At 46.2% G+C, this 18,704-nt stretch carries 13 protein-coding genes, 5 tRNA genes and 2 rRNA genes; 3 read left to right on the top strand and 17 right to left on the bottom strand.

The genetic code is table 11. The annotated features are described in order from the left end of the window. Positions 1–34 precede the first annotated feature (34 nt). From rpoB to J8Z23_RS15305, 12 genes are all read right to left on the bottom strand, one after another. Positions 35–4,063, bottom strand: a complete 4,029-nt coding sequence (rpoB, locus tag J8Z23_RS15250; RefSeq protein ID WP_005397275.1) for a DNA-directed RNA polymerase subunit beta — start codon at positions 4,061–4,063, stop codon at positions 35–37. Between the two features lie 252 nt (positions 4,064–4,315). Next, complete coding sequence (gene rplL, locus J8Z23_RS15255) at positions 4,316–4,684, bottom strand: 50S ribosomal protein L7/L12 (protein WP_005397273.1); 369 nt, start codon at positions 4,682–4,684, stop codon at positions 4,316–4,318. A 57-nt stretch (positions 4,685–4,741) separates the two neighbouring features. Continuing rightward, entirely contained in the window at positions 4,742–5,236 is a 495-nt protein-coding gene (gene rplJ, locus J8Z23_RS15260; RefSeq protein WP_005397270.1) for a 50S ribosomal protein L10, read from the bottom strand. Positions 5,237–5,529: 293 nt separating this feature from the next. Continuing rightward, positions 5,530–6,231 carry a 50S ribosomal protein L1 gene (gene rplA, locus J8Z23_RS15265; RefSeq protein WP_005384683.1) on the bottom strand — a complete coding sequence of 234 codons (702 nt, stop codon included), beginning with the start codon at positions 6,229–6,231 and terminating at the stop codon, positions 5,530–5,532. Between the two features lie 4 nt (positions 6,232–6,235). Continuing rightward, positions 6,236–6,664 (bottom strand): 50S ribosomal protein L11, encoded by a 429-nt coding sequence (rplK, locus tag J8Z23_RS15270; RefSeq protein ID WP_005384682.1) that lies wholly within the window; start codon positions 6,662–6,664, stop codon positions 6,236–6,238. Positions 6,665–6,828: 164 nt separating this feature from the next. Then, positions 6,829–7,377 carry a transcription termination/antitermination protein NusG gene (gene nusG, locus J8Z23_RS15275; RefSeq protein WP_005384681.1) on the bottom strand — a complete coding sequence of 183 codons (549 nt, stop codon included), beginning with the start codon at positions 7,375–7,377 and terminating at the stop codon, positions 6,829–6,831. A gap of 13 nt (positions 7,378–7,390) precedes the next feature. Continuing rightward, positions 7,391–7,771, bottom strand: coding sequence for a preprotein translocase subunit SecE (gene secE, locus J8Z23_RS15280; RefSeq protein ID WP_005397258.1), 381 nt, complete (start codon positions 7,769–7,771; stop codon positions 7,391–7,393). 266 nt (positions 7,772–8,037) lie between these two features. After that, the gene (tuf, locus tag J8Z23_RS15285) at positions 8,038–9,222 is read right to left on the bottom strand and encodes an elongation factor Tu (RefSeq protein WP_012841309.1); all 1,185 of its coding nucleotides are present in this window, start codon (positions 9,220–9,222) and stop codon (positions 8,038–8,040) included. A gap of 102 nt (positions 9,223–9,324) precedes the next feature. Further along, positions 9,325–9,400 (bottom strand) — tRNA-Thr (locus J8Z23_RS15290). Positions 9,401–9,413: 13 nt separating this feature from the next. Continuing rightward, positions 9,414–9,488 (bottom strand) — tRNA-Gly (locus J8Z23_RS15295). A 35-nt stretch (positions 9,489–9,523) separates the two neighbouring features. Beyond that, a tRNA-Tyr gene (locus J8Z23_RS15300) sits at positions 9,524–9,608 on the bottom strand. Between the two features lie 36 nt (positions 9,609–9,644). Further along, positions 9,645–9,720 (bottom strand) — tRNA-Thr (locus J8Z23_RS15305). A gap of 205 nt (positions 9,721–9,925) precedes the next feature. Here J8Z23_RS15305 and coaA point away from each other — a divergent pair. Beyond that, positions 9,926–10,849, top strand: a complete 924-nt coding sequence (gene coaA, locus J8Z23_RS15310; protein WP_005398335.1) for a type I pantothenate kinase — start codon at positions 9,926–9,928, stop codon at positions 10,847–10,849. Positions 10,850–10,856: 7 nt separating this feature from the next. Here coaA and birA read toward each other — a convergent pair whose 3' ends face one another. Continuing rightward, the gene (gene birA / locus J8Z23_RS15315; RefSeq protein WP_053809528.1) at positions 10,857–11,822 is read right to left on the bottom strand and encodes a bifunctional biotin--[acetyl-CoA-carboxylase] ligase/biotin operon repressor BirA; all 966 of its coding nucleotides are present in this window, start codon (positions 11,820–11,822) and stop codon (positions 10,857–10,859) included. Continuing rightward, positions 11,819–12,862, bottom strand: coding sequence for a UDP-N-acetylmuramate dehydrogenase (gene murB / locus J8Z23_RS15320; protein ID WP_434634175.1), 1,044 nt, complete (start codon positions 12,860–12,862; stop codon positions 11,819–11,821). The genes birA and murB overlap by 4 nt, the downstream gene beginning before the upstream one ends. Before the next feature lie 101 nt (positions 12,863–12,963). On the opposite strand from murB, the gene J8Z23_RS15325 reads away from it, so the two are divergent. Next, entirely contained in the window at positions 12,964–13,395 is a 432-nt protein-coding gene (locus J8Z23_RS15325; protein WP_243328470.1) for a GNAT family N-acetyltransferase, read from the top strand. A 71-nt stretch (positions 13,396–13,466) separates the two neighbouring features. After that, positions 13,467–14,807 carry a CDP-diacylglycerol--serine O-phosphatidyltransferase gene (gene pssA, locus J8Z23_RS15330; RefSeq protein WP_031780707.1) on the top strand — a complete coding sequence of 447 codons (1,341 nt, stop codon included), beginning with the start codon at positions 13,467–13,469 and terminating at the stop codon, positions 14,805–14,807. A gap of 481 nt (positions 14,808–15,288) precedes the next feature. Here the strand turns inward: pssA and J8Z23_RS15335 are convergent. From J8Z23_RS15335 to J8Z23_RS15345, 3 genes are all read right to left on the bottom strand, one after another. Next, positions 15,289–15,365, bottom strand: a tRNA-Asp gene (locus tag J8Z23_RS15335). A gap of 46 nt (positions 15,366–15,411) precedes the next feature. Next, positions 15,412–15,528, bottom strand: a 5S ribosomal RNA gene (rrf, locus tag J8Z23_RS15340). A 164-nt stretch (positions 15,529–15,692) separates the two neighbouring features. Continuing rightward, a 23S ribosomal RNA gene (locus J8Z23_RS15345) occupies positions 15,693–18,582 on the bottom strand. Positions 18,583–18,704 lie beyond the last annotated feature (122 nt).

Consider the following 18,704-nt stretch of genomic DNA (forward strand, 5'->3'; position numbering starts at 1 on the left):
TTGATTCTCTCGACTTTCATCAAGAGAGAAAGGATTACTCTTCGTCTTCTAGCTCGATGTTGATACCTAGCGAGCGGATCTCTTTCAACAGTACGTTGAACGATTCTGGCATGCCAGGTTCCATGCTGTGGTTACCGTCTACGATGTTCTTGTACATCTTAGTACGGCCGTTAACGTCATCCGACTTAACCGTTAGCATTTCTTGTAGCGTGTAAGCAGCACCGTATGCTTCTAGTGCCCATACTTCCATCTCACCGAAACGCTGACCACCGAACTGAGCTTTACCACCTAGTGGCTGCTGAGTTACTAGGCTGTACGAACCAGTTGAACGAGCGTGCATCTTGTCATCAACAAGGTGGTTCAGTTTCAGCATGTACATGTAACCAACAGTTACAGGACGCTCAAACGCATCACCTGTGCGACCATCAAATAGCGTTAGCTGACCTGATGTTGGTAGATCTGCTAGCTCAAGAAGTGCTTTGATTGACTCTTCTGGAGCACCATCAAATACAGGAGTCGCGATTGGTAGACCGCCACGCAAGTTCTTGATCAGAGTACGTACTTCATCATCAGATAGAGAAGCAATGTCTACTTTCTGGCGAGTGTCGCCTAGGTCGTAAACTTTTTGTAGGAACTCACGGAATTTCGCTAGTTCTTGCTGCTCTTTAACCATCTGGTTGATCTTGTCACCGATACCTTTCGCTGCCAGACCTAAGTGTACTTCTAGGATCTGACCGATGTTCATACGCGAAGGTACACCCAGTGGGTTAAGTACGATGTCTACAGGCTGACCTTTTTCATCGTATGGCATGTCTTCAACAGGGTTGATCTTAGAGATTACACCCTTGTTACCGTGACGACCCGCCATCTTATCACCAGGCTGAATGCGACGTTTAACCGCTAGGTAAACCTTAACGATCTTCAGTACGCCAGGTGCTAAATCATCACCTTGAGTGATCTTACGACGCTTAGTTTCGAACTTCTTATCGAAGTCAGCTTTTAGCTCGTCCCACTGCTCAGCAAGTTGCTCAAGCTGAGTTTGTAGTGCGTCATCTTCTAGCGTTAGCTCTAGCCACTTCTTACGATCAGTCGTGTCTAGTTTCGCTTCAGAGTAACCGCCTTCAATCAATACAGCTTTAACACGGTTTAGAAGGCCGCCCTCAAGAATCTGGAATTCTTCAGTTAGGTCTTTCTTCGCTTCTTTAAGCTGCATCTGTTCGATTTCAAGCGCACGCTTGTCTTTCTCTACGCCATCGCGAGTGAAGACTTGAACGTCGATGATCGTACCTGATACAGAGTTAGGTACACGTAGTGAAGTATCTTTAACATCAGATGCTTTTTCACCGAAGATAGCACGTAGTAGCTTCTCTTCAGGCGTTAGCTGAGTTTCACCTTTAGGTGTTACTTTACCAACTAGGATGTCGCCACCCTTAACTTCAGCACCGATGTAAACGATACCTGACTCGTCTAGTTTAGACAGAGCAGATTCACCTACGTTTGGAATATCAGCTGTAATCTCTTCAGAGCCCAGCTTAGTATCACGCGCCACACAAGTAAGTTCTTGAATGTGGATTGTCGTGAAGCGGTCTTCTTGAACTACGCGCTCAGATACTAAGATCGAGTCTTCGAAGTTGTAACCGTTCCAAGGCATGAACGCGATACGCATGTTTTGACCAAGCGCTAGCTCACCTAGGTCTGTCGAAGGACCATCAGCAAGCACGTCACCGCGTGATACAGGTTCACCTGGCATCACACATGGGCGTTGGTTAATACATGTGTTCTGGTTAGAACGTGTGTATTTAGTCAGGTTGTAGATATCGATACCAGCTTCACCTGGTACTAGCTCTTCTTCGTTTACTTTAACAACGATACGAGAAGCATCTACTGACTGGATTACACCACCACGTTTCGCAACTGCAGTTACACCGGAGTCAACGGCTACGTTACGTTCAATACCAGTACCAACAAGCGGTTTGTCAGCTTTCAGTGTCGGAACTGCCTGACGTTGCATGTTCGCACCCATCAATGCACGGTTCGCATCATCGTGTTCTAGGAACGGGATAAGCGATGCAGCGATAGATACAACCTGGTTTGTCGCAACGTCCATGTACTGAGCGTGCTCACGAGGGTGTAGACCAGATTCACCTTTCTGACGAGCTGTGATCAGCTCATCTGCAAAAGTACCATCTTCGTTTAGCTTAGCGTTCGCCTGAGCGATAACAAATTGGCCTTCTTCGATTGCAGACAGGTAATCTACTTCGTCTGTTACTACGCCATCTACAACGCGACGGTATGGTGTCTCTAGGAAACCGTACTCGTTACAACGCGCAAACGCAGATAGAGAGTTGATCAGACCGATGTTTGGACCTTCAGGCGTTTCGATAGGACATAGACGACCGTAGTGCGTTACGTGTACGTCACGTACTTCGAAGCCAGCACGTTCACGAGTTAGACCGCCAGGACCCAATGCAGAAATACGACGCTTGTGCGTTACTTCTGATAGCGGGTTGTTTTGGTCCATGAACTGTGAAAGCTGTGAAGAGCCAAAGAATTCTTTAACTGCCGCAGAAATTGGCTTCGCGTTGATCAAGTCTTGAGGCATGATTGCGTCAAGATCGCCTAGGCTTAGACGCTCTTTAACTGCACGCTCAACACGTACTAGACCTACACGGAACTGGTTCTCAGCCATTTCGCCTACAGAACGGATACGACGGTTGCCTAGGTGGTCGATATCGTCCACTTCGCCCTTACCGTTACGGATCGCGATCAGCTTCTTCATCACTTCGATGATATCAGTTTCATCTAGTGTGCCTTGCTCTTGAGCATCTTCACGGCCGATAGAGCTGTTGAACTTCATACGACCAACAGTCGATAGATCGTAACGCTCTTCAGAGAAGAATAGGCTTTCGAATAGAGCTTCTGCAGCTTCTTTTGTTGGCGGCTCACCAGGGCGCATCATGCGGTAGATTTCTACCAATGCAGAAATACGATCAACCGTGCTGTCGATACGTAGTGTTTCTGACATGAATGGACCGTGGTCTAGATCGTTCGTAAATAGAACTTCTAGCGCTTTGTGGCCAGCCTGAGATAGGTTCGCTAGTGCTTCCAGGCTGATTTCCTGGTTAGCGTTAACAATGATCTCGCCAGTTGCTTCATTGATGTAATCTTTTGATGCAACTTTACCTACGATGTACTCAACTGGTACTTCGATGTGATCAACACCATCTTTTTCTAGTTGGCGGATATGACGAGCTGTTACGCGACGACCTTGCTCAACGTAAACTTTACCATTCGCTTCGATGTCGAATGACGCAGTTTCACCACGTAGACGATCTGGGACCAACTCCATCAATAGAGTTTGGTCTTTCACTTCGAAGTTCACTTTCTCGAAGAAGAGATCTAGGATTTCTTCTGTCGACTTACCTAGTGCACGAAGAATGATCGATGCTGGTAGCTTACGACGGCGGTCGATACGAACGTACAAGTTATCCTTAGGATCAAACTCGAAATCAAGCCATGAACCACGGTAAGGAATAACACGCGCGTTGTATAAAACTTTACCTGAAGAGTGGGTCTTACCCTTATCGCTGTCGAAGAACACGCCTGGGCTTCGGTGCAGCTGGGATACGATAACCCTCTCGGTACCGTTAATTACGAAGGTACCATTATCTGTCATGAGTGGAATTTCACCCATGTAGACTTCTTGTTCTTTAATGTCTTTTACAGTACCTGCTGGCGCGTCTTTATCAAAGATAACTAGGCGTAGTTTTACACGTAGTGGCTTTGAGTAAGTTACACCGCGGATTTGACATTCTTTAACGTCAAAAACTGGCTCACCAAGACGGTAGCTAACGTATTGCAGCTCAGAATTGCCGTTGTAGCTCTGAATCGGGAATACAGAACGGAAAGCGGCTTCAAGACCGTATTGACCTTCAGGATCCTGTTCGATGAATTTGTCGAACGAATCGAGCTGGATCGATAGCAGGTATGGAATGTCCAAAACTTGTGGACGAGTACCAAAGTCCTTACGGATGCGCTTTTTCTCGGTATAAGAGTAAACCATGGGGTTCCTCAGCTCGCTGATAAGTGACCCAAACTGTCCGCCCGCTCCTAGTTACTTAAGGGGGGTAAGGGACAGTGACTAATATAGCTGTTTACTGTAGTGACATTTCATTTCGTAAGAATGAAATGTTTTTTGCATGGATATCAGGCGCTTAAACAGCGGGAAAATTCGCCTATACCCTACAGCGCAAAAAGGCCGGTGGTTAAAAAACCACCAGCCAATTAGCCGTTAGGCTAAGAAACTATGCAATAATTACTTAACAGCAACAGTTGCACCAGCTTCTTCTAGCTGAGCTTTAAGAGCTTCAGCTTCTGCTTTCTCAACACCTTCTTTAAGAGGTGCTGGAGCGCCGTCTACAAGAGCTTTAGCTTCTTTAAGACCTAGGCCAGTTGCGCCACGTACTGCTTTGATTACAGCAACTTTGTTACCGCCAGCAGCTTCTAGGATTACGTCGAATTCAGTTTGCTCAGCAGCAGCTTCGCCGCCAGCAGCGCCGCCAGCTACAACAGCAGCAGCAGCAGAAACACCGAATTTCTCTTCCATTGCTTCGATTAGTTCAACAACTTGCATTACAGACATTTCTGCAACTGCGTCTAGGATTTGCTCGTTAGTAATAGACATAACAATTCTCTTTTAAGTCAACAATAAGTTTATTAAGCAACCAGTAAAAAGCAAGGCTTATGCCGCTGCTTCTTGTTTTTGATCGCGGATAGCTGCGATAGTACGCGCCAGCTTGCCAGCCGAAGCTTCTTTCATGCACATCATTAGGCGTGCAATTGCTTCGTCGTAAGTTGGTAGTGTTGCTAGTACTTCAGCGTCAGTTAAAGCGCCTTCATAAGCAGCAGCTTTGATCTCGAAATCTTTGTTCTCTTTAGCGAAGTCTTTGAAAAGACGCGCTGCAGCACCTGGGTGCTCATTAGAGAATGCGATTAGTGTAGGACCAGTGAAAGTGTCAGTTAGACACTCGTACTCAGTACCTTCAACCGCACGACGAGCAAGAGTGTTACGAACAACTCTCATGTAAACGCCAGCTTCACGAGCTTGTTTACGTAGAGAAGTCATCGCGCCAACTTGAACGCCACGAGAATCAGCTACAACTGCAGAAAGTGCACCACTGGCAGCTTCGTTGACTTCAGCAACAATTGCTTTTTTGTCTTGAAGGTTTAAAGCCATCTTGGATTTACTCCTGGTTGTCGTTACACCACTCACTATCATCACGACAGTGAGAGCTATTGAGGTGCTTCCCCAGAAGAAAGTTAACTATATTACATAGAGCTTTCTGTCAGTTCGGGCACCATCTACGTAGGATAATTAAGTTTGCTTTTACACAAACACCTACGGTCTTGGACGGAGACTGGGTCTTAATTCATTTCGAACTAGGAGACAGTTCAAAGAACCAAAGTTCAGCCCCAACCACAAATATTAGGCGCAAAATTATACACTAATTTTGCGCCTAAGCAAATAAATTATGCTTGAGTGTTCAGGCTAGCCTGATCAACAGCAACACCAGCACCCATAGTAGTAGAGATGCTTACTTTCTTCAGGAAAGTACCTTTCGCTGAAGATGGCTTAGCTTTCTTCAGAGCAACTAGAAGTGCTTCTAGGTTCTCTTTGATCTGCTCAGCAGAGAAGTTTGCTTTACCGATAGTAGTGTGGATGATACCGTTTTTGTCGTTACGGTAACGAACCTGACCAGCTTTAGCGTTTTTAACCGCTTCAGCAACGTTAGGAGTTACAGTACCAACTTTAGGGTTTGGCATAAGACCGCGAGGACCTAGGATAGTACCTAGTTGACCTACAACGCGCATTGCATCTGGAGAAGCAACAACTACGTCAAAGTTCATTTCGCCTTTCTTAACTTGCTCAGCAAGATCTTCCATACCTACGATGTCTGCGCCAGCTTCTTTAGCTGCTTCAGCGTTAGCACCTTGAGTGAACACTGCAACGCGGATTTCGCGGCCAGTACCGTGAGGTAGTACAGTTGCACCACGTACGTTCTGGTCAGATTTACGAGCATCAATGCCTAGGTTAACAGCAACGTCTACAGACTCAACGAATTTCGCAGTCGCTAGTTCTTGAAGAAGAGCTACAGCTTCGTTGATTTCGTATTCTTTAGTTACGTCAACTTTTTCGCGGATTACGCGCATGCGCTTAGTTAGTTTTGCCATCTTATTAACCCTCTACCACTAGGCCCATTGAACGAGCAGTACCAGCGATAGAACGCTTCATCGCTTCGATGTCAGCACCAGTCATATCAGCAGCTTTAGTTTCTGCGATTTCTTGGATTTGAGCGTCAGTTACAGTACCAACTTTTTCAGTGTTTGGACGACCTGAACCAGACTTAACGCCAGCAGCTTTCTTAAGAAGAACAGCAGCAGGTGGAGTCTTAGTTACGAACGTGAAAGAACGGTCGCTGTATACTGTGATAACTACTGGAGTTGGTAGACCTTTCTCAATAGATTCTGTTTTTGCGTTGAACGCTTTACAGAATTCCATGATGTTCACACCGTGTTGACCTAGTGCAGGACCTACTGGTGGACTAGGGTTAGCCATACCAGCAGCAACTTGTAGCTTGATGTAAGCTTCAACTTTCTTAGCCATGATAATTCCTAAGTTTGGGTACAAACGCTAATCGCGGATCAGCTCCCCGTTTGTGTAAGAAACTTTTTACTTCACTTGAAGTAAAAAGGCGCGAAATTATAGTCATAATCCGCGCCTTATACAACCCTAAAAAGGTGATTTTTTATACTCTTTAACGAAGAGTCTTAGTCCAGCTTTTCAACCTGACCAAATTCAAGCTCAACTGGTGTCGCACGACCAAAGATCGAGACAGACACTTTCAGGCGGCTTTTCTCGTAATCCACTTCTTCAACAGTACCGTTGAAGTCAGCAAATGGACCTTCGTTAACACGTACCACTTCACCCGCTTCGTACATTGTACGCGGACGAGGCGCTTCACTCGCTTTCTCAAGACGATTAAGAATCGCGTCAGCCTCTTTATCCGTGATAGGTGCCGGACGGTCTGAGGTACCACCAATGAAGCCCATGACACGCGGCACACTGCGTACTAGGTGCCATGATTCATCGTTCATAATCATCTGAACAAGGACGTAACCTGGGAAGAACTTACGCTCAGATTTGCGACGCTGACCCGCGCGCATTTCTACTACTTCTTCAGTAGGAACAAGTACTTCACCGAATAGCTCTTCCATGCCGTGCATTTTGATATGCTCGCGCAGAGATTGAGCTACACGACCTTCAAATCCAGAGAAGGCTTGAACCACATACCAGCGTTTTTTTGGAGCTTCACTCATGAATAAAAACCCTCTATACCCCAGTTGCTAGAGCTACTAGACGAACCATAATTCCGTCAATACCCCATAGCACTAGAGCCATTACAATACTTACAGCTAAAACGATCAGTGTTGTTTGCATGGTTTCTTGGCGAGTAGGCCAAACAACTTTACGTACTTCCATACGCGATTCTTTTGCAAAACTGATCGCTGCTTTACCTTTAGTCGTTGTTGCTGCAACGCCTAAGGCAGCTGCAATAAGAACAACAACGCCTGCAGCACGAACCACTACAGACATTTCACCATACAGGTAATTACCCACAACAGCGGCAGCTGCCAATACGAAAGCGGCTAACCACTTAAACGTATCTGCTGCGTTTGAGCTATCAGGAGTTTCAGCATTATTTGCTTTCATAAAACCAACCTGTTACAAGTCTTAATATAGACGACAACAACCCCGCTGTTGCAGGGCAAACTCCATATCGCTGAAAAAATCAGCGTACTCTTCTTAAGATTAAGCATCTTTGCTTAATCTTGCTCTGCGCCCAACCCACTTCTGAACAAGAAAACAGCAAAAATAATGTTGAGTGCAGAAAAAGGGCATCAAATGATGCCCTTTTTGCTACTGGTTCGTCAAATCTAATTCAAGATTTTCCGAAAGCATCGCTAATTCGCTATGAATTAGTCGAAGATCTTAGCAACAACACCAGCACCTACTGTACGGCCACCTTCACGGATCGCGAAACGTAGACCTTCGTCCATTGCGATTGGTGCGATTAGCTCAACAGTCATCTGTACGTTGTCACCTGGCATTACCATTTCTACGCCTTCTGGTAGCTGGATGTCACCAGTTACGTCAGTTGTACGGAAGTAGAACTGTGGACGGTAGCCTTTGAAGAATGGAGTGTGACGACCACCTTCATCTTTAGACAGTACGTATACTTCTGATTCGAACTTAGTGTGTGGGGTGATTGAACCAGGCTTAGCTAGTACTTGACCACGTTCAACTTCGTCACGCTTAGTACCACGTAGAAGTGCACCAACGTTCTCACCTGCACGGCCTTCGTCTAGAAGCTTACGGAACATCTCTACACCAGTACATGTTGTAGTAGTTGTTTCCTTGATACCTACGATAGCAACTTCGTCACCTACAGTTAGGATACCACGCTCGATACGACCAGTTACTACTGTACCACGACCTTGGATTGAGAATACGTCTTCGATAGGCATTAGGAATGGCTGATCTACCGCACGCTCTGGCTCAGGGATGTAAGTATCTAGAGCTTCAGCTAGTTCAACGATTTTCGCTTCCCACTGCTCTTCGCCGTTTAGTGCGCCTAGTGCAGAACCTTGGATAACTGGTAGGTCATCACCTGGGAAGTCGTATTCAGATAGAAGTTCACGAACTTCCATTTCTACTAGTTCTAGTAGCTCTTCATCGTCAACCATGTCACATTTGTTCATGAATACGATGATGTATGGGATACCAACCTGACGGCCTAGTAGGATGTGCTCACGAGTTTGTGGCATTGGGCCATCTGTCGCAGCAACAACTAGGATACCACCGTCCATCTGTGCAGCACCAGTGATCATGTTTTTAACGTAGTCCGCGTGTCCTGGACAGTCAACGTGTGCGTAGTGACGAGTTGGAGTGTCGTACTCAACGTGAGAAGTTGCGATTGTGATACCGCGCTCACGCTCTTCTGGAGCGTTATCGATAGATGCGAAGTCTTTAGCTACACCGCCGTAAACTTTAGCAAGAGTAGTACAGATAGCTGCAGTTAGAGTTGTTTTACCGTGGTCAACGTGGCCGATAGTACCAACGTTAACGTGCGGTTTCGTACGTTCAAATTTTTCTTTAGACATGAGTGGTCCCTCTAGGTACGGATTTAGGTGGCCCAAATTGACCACGCAACCAAAAAAAGATAATTGGTAAATCTAATATCAAAAGGAAATAAACTTGAGAGCTGGTGCTGATAGGCAGACTCGAACTGCCGACCTCATCCTTACCAAGGATGCGCTCTACCACCTGAGCTATATCAGCACTCAAATTAGAGTGGAGCGGGCAGCGGGAATCGAACCCGCATCATCAGCTTGGAAGGCTGAGGTAATAGCCATTATACGATGCCCGCAACACGTAACTCTGAGAGCTATTTCCTAAAGAATATGGTGGAGGGGGACGGATTCGAACCATCGAAGGCAGTGCCGGCAGATTTACAGTCTGCTCCCTTTGGCCACTCGGGAACCCCTCCAAATTTTCAAGCCATTCAGACTACTAAAGGAAAGAATGGTGCCGACTACCGGAATCGAACTGGTGACCTACTGATTACAAGTCAGTTGCTCTACCTACTGAGCTAAGTCGGCATAAGTGGTGCGCATTCTATTGAATGATTTTCGAGGTTGCAATAGTAATTTTAAAAAAAATCATAAAATTCGATTTTTTAGATTCGTTTGCTGCAAATTCGTACAAACTTGGCTTTTTTAAAGTAAACTTCGACCTTTGTCGTTTGCTTTGAAGTTCGCTTGATGTATGTTCTTGCTTCTACTAAACCAAGGATAAAAGAGACCCATGAGTCCATTTTTGTCATTTGACCGTGCAAACTGGGCCGAGTTAAGAAACTCTGTACCGATGACACTTTCTGAAGACGACTTGACTGCGCTTCAGGGCATTAATGAAAACCTAACCATGGAGGAAGCGGTAGAAATCTACCTTCCTTTGTCTCGTCTTTTGAATCTGTACGTCCAAGCCCGTCAAAGCCGCAACTCTGTATTACAACAATTCTTGAATACGGAAGAACATGCCCCTCCTTTTGTGATTGGTATCGCCGGCAGTGTCGCTGTAGGCAAAAGTACGACAGCTCGTATTCTGACCGCATTGCTTTCTCGTTGGGAGAATCATCCCAAAGTGTCCTTGGTCACTACAGATGGCTTTCTATATCCGAAAAAGGTACTAGAAGAACGCGGTATCATGCATCGTAAAGGGTTTCCTGAGTCCTATGATATCAAACGTTTAGTTGAGTTTATGTCTGACGTTAAAGCGGGTAAGCCGGATCTTGAAGTACCTATTTACTCCCACATCACGTATGACATTACGGACGAACTAAGAAAAGTTGATAGACCGGATGTTCTTATCATTGAAGGTTTAAACGTTCTACAAAGTGGAATGGATTATCCGCATGATCCACATCGCGTCTTTGTCTCTGATTTTTTGGACTTTTCGATCTATGTCGATGCTGAAACAGAGACAATTGAACAGTGGTATGTGGAACGATTTTTAAAGTTTCGCCAAGGGGCTTTTACTAAACCCGGTTCTTATTTTAGTCACTACACGCAACTGTCAGTCGATGAAGCAAAGCAAAAAGCGAAACAAATTTGGCATGATATTAATGGGCTCAACTTGGAGCTAAATATTCTTCCCACCCGAGAAAGAGCCCATTTGATTCTACACAAAGGCGTCAACCACTTGGTTGATAAGGTGTCTTTACGAAAGTAATTGAACGTCAATCGCTTTTACGCAACGAGATTTCCCCACCAATGTAAGTCTCTAGCCCTTGCGAGGTTTCGAGTAATATCCCGCCTTGATGATCGATGCCGCGTACGACGCCGTGCACCTCTCTAGGTCCGATGAGCAGCTTGACTTGACGATTGAGAAAGTTATCTAATCGATTCCAACGTTCGACAAAGCTGGTAAGCCCTTTCAGTTCATACTCGATAAGTGCGGAATTCCAATGCTTGATAAGCGTCGTCGCTAGGACATTTCTATCGATCACGAGACTCTCGTTTACCTGATTCAATGTTGTCCATGGTTGATCAATCTCAGGTTGCTCATCAGGCATTCCAATATTGAGCCCCATCCCAATCACAAGATGAGCAGCACCACCGGCCTGCCCTGACATCTCCACTAAGATTCCTGCCAGTTTTTTATCTTGATAATACAGGTCATTTGGCCACTTGAGTTTAACGCCTTGTATGCCCATTTCTTCTAGTGCTTCCACTGCAGCAATACCAATAACAAGGCTTAAGCCCATTGCCGCGGCCATTCCCGCATCTAATCGCCAGTACATGGATAGGTATAAGTTAGAGCCAAATGGAGAGATCCATTGTCTACCGCGGCGACCACGTCCTTGTGCTTGATACTCAGCTATACAAACACGGCCCTTTTCTGACTCTGCAACTCTATCAAGCAAATACTGGTTGGTTGAGTTAATCACAGGAACAAGCTCAACAAGTGACTCCGCACTAGCAGTAAGGAGAGCTTCATCTAACAACTGCAATGGTGATGCCAACTGGTAACCGCGCCCTTGCACTCGATAAATATCAATGCCCCACTCACTAAGACCTTTAATATGCTTAGCTATTGCCGCTCTGGATACATTCAGGGCTTCGCCCAGCGCCTCTCCAGAATGAAACTCGCCGTTACTTAATGACTTTAAGATATGAAGTTTCGTAGAGTGATCTTTTCTCATTTTAACGCCTCGATCTGAGCCAGGTTGGTTTCCCCGGTACGGTTCAGAAATCGAACTTCATGCTCAAGTTCTATTTGGTATTTATCCCACACTGCCTGCTTCACTAGGGAAGCAAGTGCGACAACATCATCGGCACTGCAGTTGTCCATGTTGGTCAAAACCAAGGCTTGCATAGGGTTGACCTGTGCACCATGCACAGACTTCCCCTTTAATCCGCACTGATCAATCAGCCAACCAGCCGCGACTTTCATTCCGCCAGGAGTTGGATAGGCCACGATATTAGTATGTTGCTTCATGAGCCGATCATAATGATCTTGAGTGATCACTGGGTTTTTAAAGAAACTCCCTGCGTTACCTACTTTGGCTGGATCCGGCAGTTTCTCCGTTCGCACTTGGCAAACTCGCTCGAAGATTGTTGCTGGGCTAAGTTGTTCTTCCGGAATATCTTTTAAAGGACCATATTGATTAATCGGTTGCCATTGCTTAGCCAACTTAAGCCCTAGTGCGGTAATAAAGCACTTTTCATGCAAAGCGTGTTTAAAAATGGAGTCTCGGTAGCCAAAGTCACAGTCTCTGGCGCTCATTCTTCTATTTTCAAACGTAGTTAGATCAAGAACATCCACGTAGTCACAAATGTCTTTTAGCTCTAGCCCATAGGCTCCAATGTTTTGAATAGGAGCCGAGCCTGCACAGCCAGGGATCAGGGCTAGGTTTTCTAACCCACCAATTCCCTGACTCACACACCAGGAAACCAACTCAGGCCAGTCTTCACCACCTGCAATATGCAATAGGTATTGGTCATCCGTTTCCGTCACATGTTTACCCATGATTCGATTAACGATCACTAACCCGTCAAAATGCTCAGTGAAAAGAACATTACTTCCTTTACCTAAAAAAAGTTTCGGTAAATGGGTGAATCTCGGGTCTTGAAATAGTTGGGTAACCTCCTCGAGCGACTCGATGGTTGCTAAATAGGAACACGACTGTTCAATCCCAAAAGTATGGTAAGCCTTAAGGCTTGCATTTGTTTTAATTTGCATAGTAGGTTTGCAACGTCAGATAAGATTCTCTTAAACTGTCGACATTCTACATTAGTTATCTTTTAACCGCAGTGACAATACCTGACTCATTAATCATAGAAGTGTTAAATCCTATCAAGCTCCCTCTCATTAAGAGGTTGTACAAAGCGCATTACCCTTCGGGTCGAGCCAAAAAGGATGAACTGATCATTACAGCGAGCCATAAAGGTGAAATCGTTGCGTTACTACGCTTAAAAACCGTAGATAGATCTCGATTGCTGACGGGAATGCTGGTCATTCCAACACTTAGGGGAACTGGCATTGGAAAAGAACTACTAACTCATTGTAAAAAAAATGTTTTCACTGATGGCGATTATTGCTTCGCGTTTACACATCTCGAATCCTATTATTCCAAGCATGGATTCAAAACCATTGATTGCTCTGAGCTACCACACCCGCTAAAAATGGCATTTCAACGCTATGTAGATAGCGGTAAAGATCTCATTCCAATGCAATTCATCTCTTCAACGACATCAAAACGCGCGCTTTTGTAGCCAGGTAAATCATATCTTTGATAAAATGGCAGGTTCGCAATATTGCACTAAACTAAGGTACTCATACCGATATGATAGTAAGTAGGAATCCATTCGAACAGTTGCCAAGTCTCGCTGTCAATCCGGAAGACTTTGATGTTCTGTATTCAGCAGAATCATTCAGGACTCGTCTTTTGGATGCAATCAGCAAAGCAACGTCGCGAATTTACCTAGTCGCTCTATATCTGGAAGATGATGAAGCTGGACGTGAAATTCTCACTGCGCTTTATGAAGCGAAACAGCGTAATCCTGGGTTGGACATCAATATCTGTGTCGACTGGCATCGAGCGCAGCGTGGCCTGATTGGTGCGGAAACATCTGAGGGTAATTCTGCGCTTTACAAAGCGTATGCCAATAAGTACCAACACCCGATCCCTGTCTATGGTATACCTGTGCGTGGCAGAGAGGTTTTTGGGGTACTGCATTTAAAAGGCTTCATTGTCGATGATACTGTCATCTACAGTGGGGCAAGCTTAAATAACGTTTACCTGCACTATCACGAACGCTATCGCTTTGATCGTTACCATGTGATTCGACATGAGTCTTTAGCTAATTCAATGGTGCAATTCATTCAGGAAGAGATGATTGCTCACCCAGCTGTCAATGATCTTGCTGGAAAAGATAAGCCAGAAACCAAAGAAATTAAGTCGGCGATTCGTCAACTGAGAGCTTCACTTGCTCAAGCTAATTATCAGTTTGAAGACCAACCTGCAACAGAGGAAAGTGTAAAAATCACCCCGCTAGTTGGTCTAGGCAAACGCCGCAATCTGCTCAATCAACAGATTGTAAAGTTACTAGCGGCCGCCCAAAACGAAATCTTTATCTGTACGCCTTACTTTAACTTCCCTAAAGCGCTGCATCGTGAAGTGAAGCGAGCTATGAAACGCGGTGTGAAAGTAACTATTGTTGTGGGCGACAAGACAGCAAACGACTTTTATATTGCCCCTGAGGAAGACTTTAAAACCATTGGCGGACTTCCATATCTGTATGAAGTAAACCTACGCCGCTTTGCGAAAGCAAATGAAGCGAATATCGCTGCGCGTAAACTGTCAATTCACCTCTGGAAGCATGACAATAATAGCTTCCATCTCAAAGGCATTTGGGTTGATAAACGCTATATGCTACTGACGGGGAATAACTTAAATCCTCGGGCTTGGTCACTTGATCTAGAAAATGGACTTCTCATCCAAGACAATTATGCGAAACTCACTGATAAGTTCGAAGATGAGGTTTCGCGTATCCTTGAGCATACCCATCTTATCTGTACTTATAAACAGTTAGAAAAAGTGGAAGATTATCCGATAGGGGTGCAGCGGTTAGTAAGAAAAATAACCCGCCTAAAAGCAGATGGGGTTTTAAAACGCATCCTGTAAGCATAATTAACTTCAAAGCTCAGCATTTTCCTGCTGGGCTTTTTTATTATTCCTAGCTCCAACAGCTTAATACTCTATTAGACCTCTATATTAGTAGACTTCAGTAAATAAGCTTGCGAGACGCAACGTAACCCCAAACGCAACAACCTAGAATCTAGAAAGGCAATACATGCGTAAGTGGCTAGGTGCTTAATAACTCAGTCTTTCGATCTTACTCTTTCTTACACTACGCTACTGAATAAGCTTTCTAACTCGTAATTAAGGGGAGCTTTAATGAGTCAGCACAGGGGCTCAAAACTAGCCCTCGAGACTGGGACCCCGCACAGAATTGCGCAACACCTCGTCATGGCAGGGCTTAGAAAGCATAGCGAGAGAAGAGCCTGCCTCTCGATGCAAGGTTTCAATATGGAAATGAGGTTAAGGTAAGTCGGGTAACCAAAACGAAAAAAGCCCCAGTCTTTCGACTGAGGCTTAATATAAGTGGCGGAGTGGACGGGACTCGAACCCGCGACCCCCGGCGTGACAGGCCGGTATTCTAACCAACTGAACTACCACTCCGCAGTGGTATCACTCGCTTGTAATCAGTAAGTGTCCAAAATTTAAAGCCTGGCGATGTCCTACTCTCACATGGGGAAGCCCCACACTACCATCGGCGCTATTTCGTTTCACTTCTGAGTTCGGCATGGAAATCAGGTGGGTCCAAAACGCTATGGTCGCCAAGCAAATTCTTTATCAATTTGCTCGCAAATTCAAACGCACTTTAGTGCGGCCCTTTAGGGTGAGATTTGCTTGCAAATCGAATAATTCGGAAAGCTGTTTCTTAATTCTCGTTACTACACATTCAATGTTCTTTCATTGAGTCCATCAAAACCCCTTGGGTGTTGTATGGTTAAGCCTCACGGGCAATTAGTACAGGTTAGCTCAACGCCTCACAACGCTTACACACCCTGCCTATCAACGTCGTAGTCTACGACAACCCTTTAGGATACTTAAAGTATCAGGGAGAACTCATCTCAAGGCTCGCTTCCCGCTTAGATGCTTTCAGCGGTTATCGATCCCGAACTTAGCTACCGGGCAATGCGTCTGGCGACACAACCCGAACACCAGAGGTTCGTCCACTCCGGTCCTCTCGTACTAGGAGCAGCCCCTTTCAATTCTCCAACGCCCACGGCAGATAGGGACCGAACTGTCTCACGACGTTCTAAACCCAGCTCGCGTACCACTTTAAATGGCGAACAGCCATACCCTTGGGACCGACTTCAGCCCCAGGATGTGATGAGCCGACATCGAGGTGCCAAACACCGCCGTCGATATGAACTCTTGGGCGGTATCAGCCTGTTATCCCCGGAGTACCTTTTATCCGTTGAGCGATGGCCCTTCCATTCAGAACCACCGGATCACTATGACCTGCTTTCGCACCTGCTCGAATTGTCATTCTCGCAGTCAAGCGGGCTTATGCCATTGCACTAACCTCACGATGTCCAACCGTGATTAGCCCACCTTCGTGCTCCTCCGTTACGCTTTGGGAGGAGACCGCCCCAGTCAAACTACCCACCAGGCACTGTCCGCAACCCCGATAAGGGGTCGACGTTAGAACATCAACACTACAAGGGTGGTATTTCAAGGACGGCTCCACGCAATCTAGCGACTGCGCTTCAAAGCCTCCCACCTATCCTACACATGTAGGGTCAATGTTCAGTGCCAAGCTGTAGTAAAGGTTCACGGGGTCTTTCCGTCTAGCCGCGGGTACACTGCATCTTCACAGCGATTTCAATTTCACTGAGTCTCGGGTGGAGACAGCGTGGCCATCATTACGCCATTCGTGCAGGTCGGAACTTACCCGACAAGGAATTTCGCTACCTTAGGACCGTTATAGTTACGGCCGCCGTTTACCGGGGCTTCGATCAAGAGCTTCGACCGAAGTCTAACCCCATCAATTAACCTTCCGGCACCGGGCAGGCGTCACACCGTATACGTCATCTTGCGATTTTGCACAGTGCTGTGTTTTTAATAAACAGTTGCAGCCACCTGGTATCTGCGACTCTCAATAGCTCCATCCGCGAGGGACTTCACCGTCGAGAGCGTACCTTCTCCCGAAGTTACGGTACCATTTTGCCTAGTTCCTTCACCCGAGTTCTCTCAAGCGCCTTGGTATTCTCTACCCGACCACCTGTGTCGGTTTGGGGTACGATTCCTTACAATCTGAAGCTTAGAGGCTTTTCCTGGAAGCATGGCATCAATGACTTCACATCCGTAGATGCTCGACGTCGTGTCTCAGCCTTAGAAAGAGCCGGATTTACCTAACTCTTAAGCCTACGCACTTGAACCTGGACAACCGTCGCCAGGCCCACCTAGCCTTCTCCGTCCCCCCATCGCAATTGTAAGAAGTACGGGAATATTAACCCGTTTCCCATCGACTACGCCTTTCGGCCTCGCCTTAGGGGTCGACTTACCCTGCCCCGATTAACGTTGGACAGGAACCCTTGGTCTTCCGGCGAGGAGGTTTTTCACCCCCTTTATCGTTACTCATGTCAGCATTCGCACTTCTGATACGTCCAGCATGCGTTACCACACACCTTCAACCGCTTACAGAACGCTCCCCTACCCAATGTGCAAAAGCACATTGCCGCAGCTTCGGTTTACTACTTAGCCCCGTTACATCTTCCGCGCAGGCCGACTCGACCAGTGAGCTATTACGCTTTCTTTAAATGATGGCTGCTTCTAAGCCAACATCCTGGCTGTCTGAGCCTTCCCACATCGTTTCCCACTTAGTAGTAATTTGGGACCTTAGCTGGCGGTCTGGGTTGTTTCCCTCTCCACGACGGACGTTAGCACCCGCCGTGTGTCTCCCGGATAGTACTTACTGGTATTCGGAGTTTGCAAAGGGTTGGTAAGTCGGGATGACCCCCTAGCCTTAACAGTGCTCTACCCCCAGTAGTATTCGTCCGAGGCGCTACCTAAATAGCTTTCGGGGAGAACCAGCTATCTCCAGGTTTGATTGGCCTTTCACCCCTAGCCACAAGTCATCCGCTAATTTTTCAACATTAGTCGGTTCGGTCCTCCAGTTGATGTTACTCAACCTTCAACCTGCCCATGGCTAGATCACCTGGTTTCGGGTCTATATCCAGAGACTGAACGCCCAGTTAAGACTCGGTTTCCCTACGGCTCCCCTAGATGGTTAACCTTGCCACTGAATATAAGTCGCTGACCCATTATACAAAAGGTACGCAGTCACAGGACAAGCCTGCTCCTACTGCTTGTACGTACACGGTTTCAGGTTCTATTTCACTCCCCTCACAGGGGTTCTTTTCGCCTTTCCCTCACGGTACTGGTTCACTATCGGTCAGTCAGTAGTATTTAGCCTTGGAGGATGGTCCCCCCATATTCAGACAGGATATCACGTGTCCCGCCCTACTCGATTTCACTGAATATGCGTCGTCAGTTACGGGGCTATCACCCTGTATCGCCAAGCTTTCCAGCTTGTTCACCTAACGCCTATAAAGCTTAAGGGCTAGTCCAATTTCGCTCGCCGCTACTTTCGGAATCTCGGTTGATTTCTTTTCCTCGGGGTACTTAGATGTTTCAGTTCCCCCGGTTCGCCTCGTTATGCTATGTATTCACATAACGATACTTACTTATGTAAGTGGGTTTCCCCATTCGGAAATCCCAGACTCAAGTGGTTTTTACTACCTAATCTGGGCTTATCGCAAGTTAATACGTCCTTCATCGCCTCTGACTGCCAAGGCATCCACCGTGTACGCTTAGTCACTTAACCATACAACCCGAAGGAGTTTCGAGTTGATGTTCAAATCACCAAAGTTGTCTCTCATTATTTGAATGAGCGAGAGACATTCGATTTTGCCGTACTCAAATTCCAAGAACACTTGAATGTGTTTT

Source organism: Vibrio sp. SCSIO 43086 (assembly GCF_051132235.1).
Classification (GTDB): Bacteria; Pseudomonadota; Gammaproteobacteria; order Enterobacterales; family Vibrionaceae; genus Vibrio; species Vibrio diabolicus.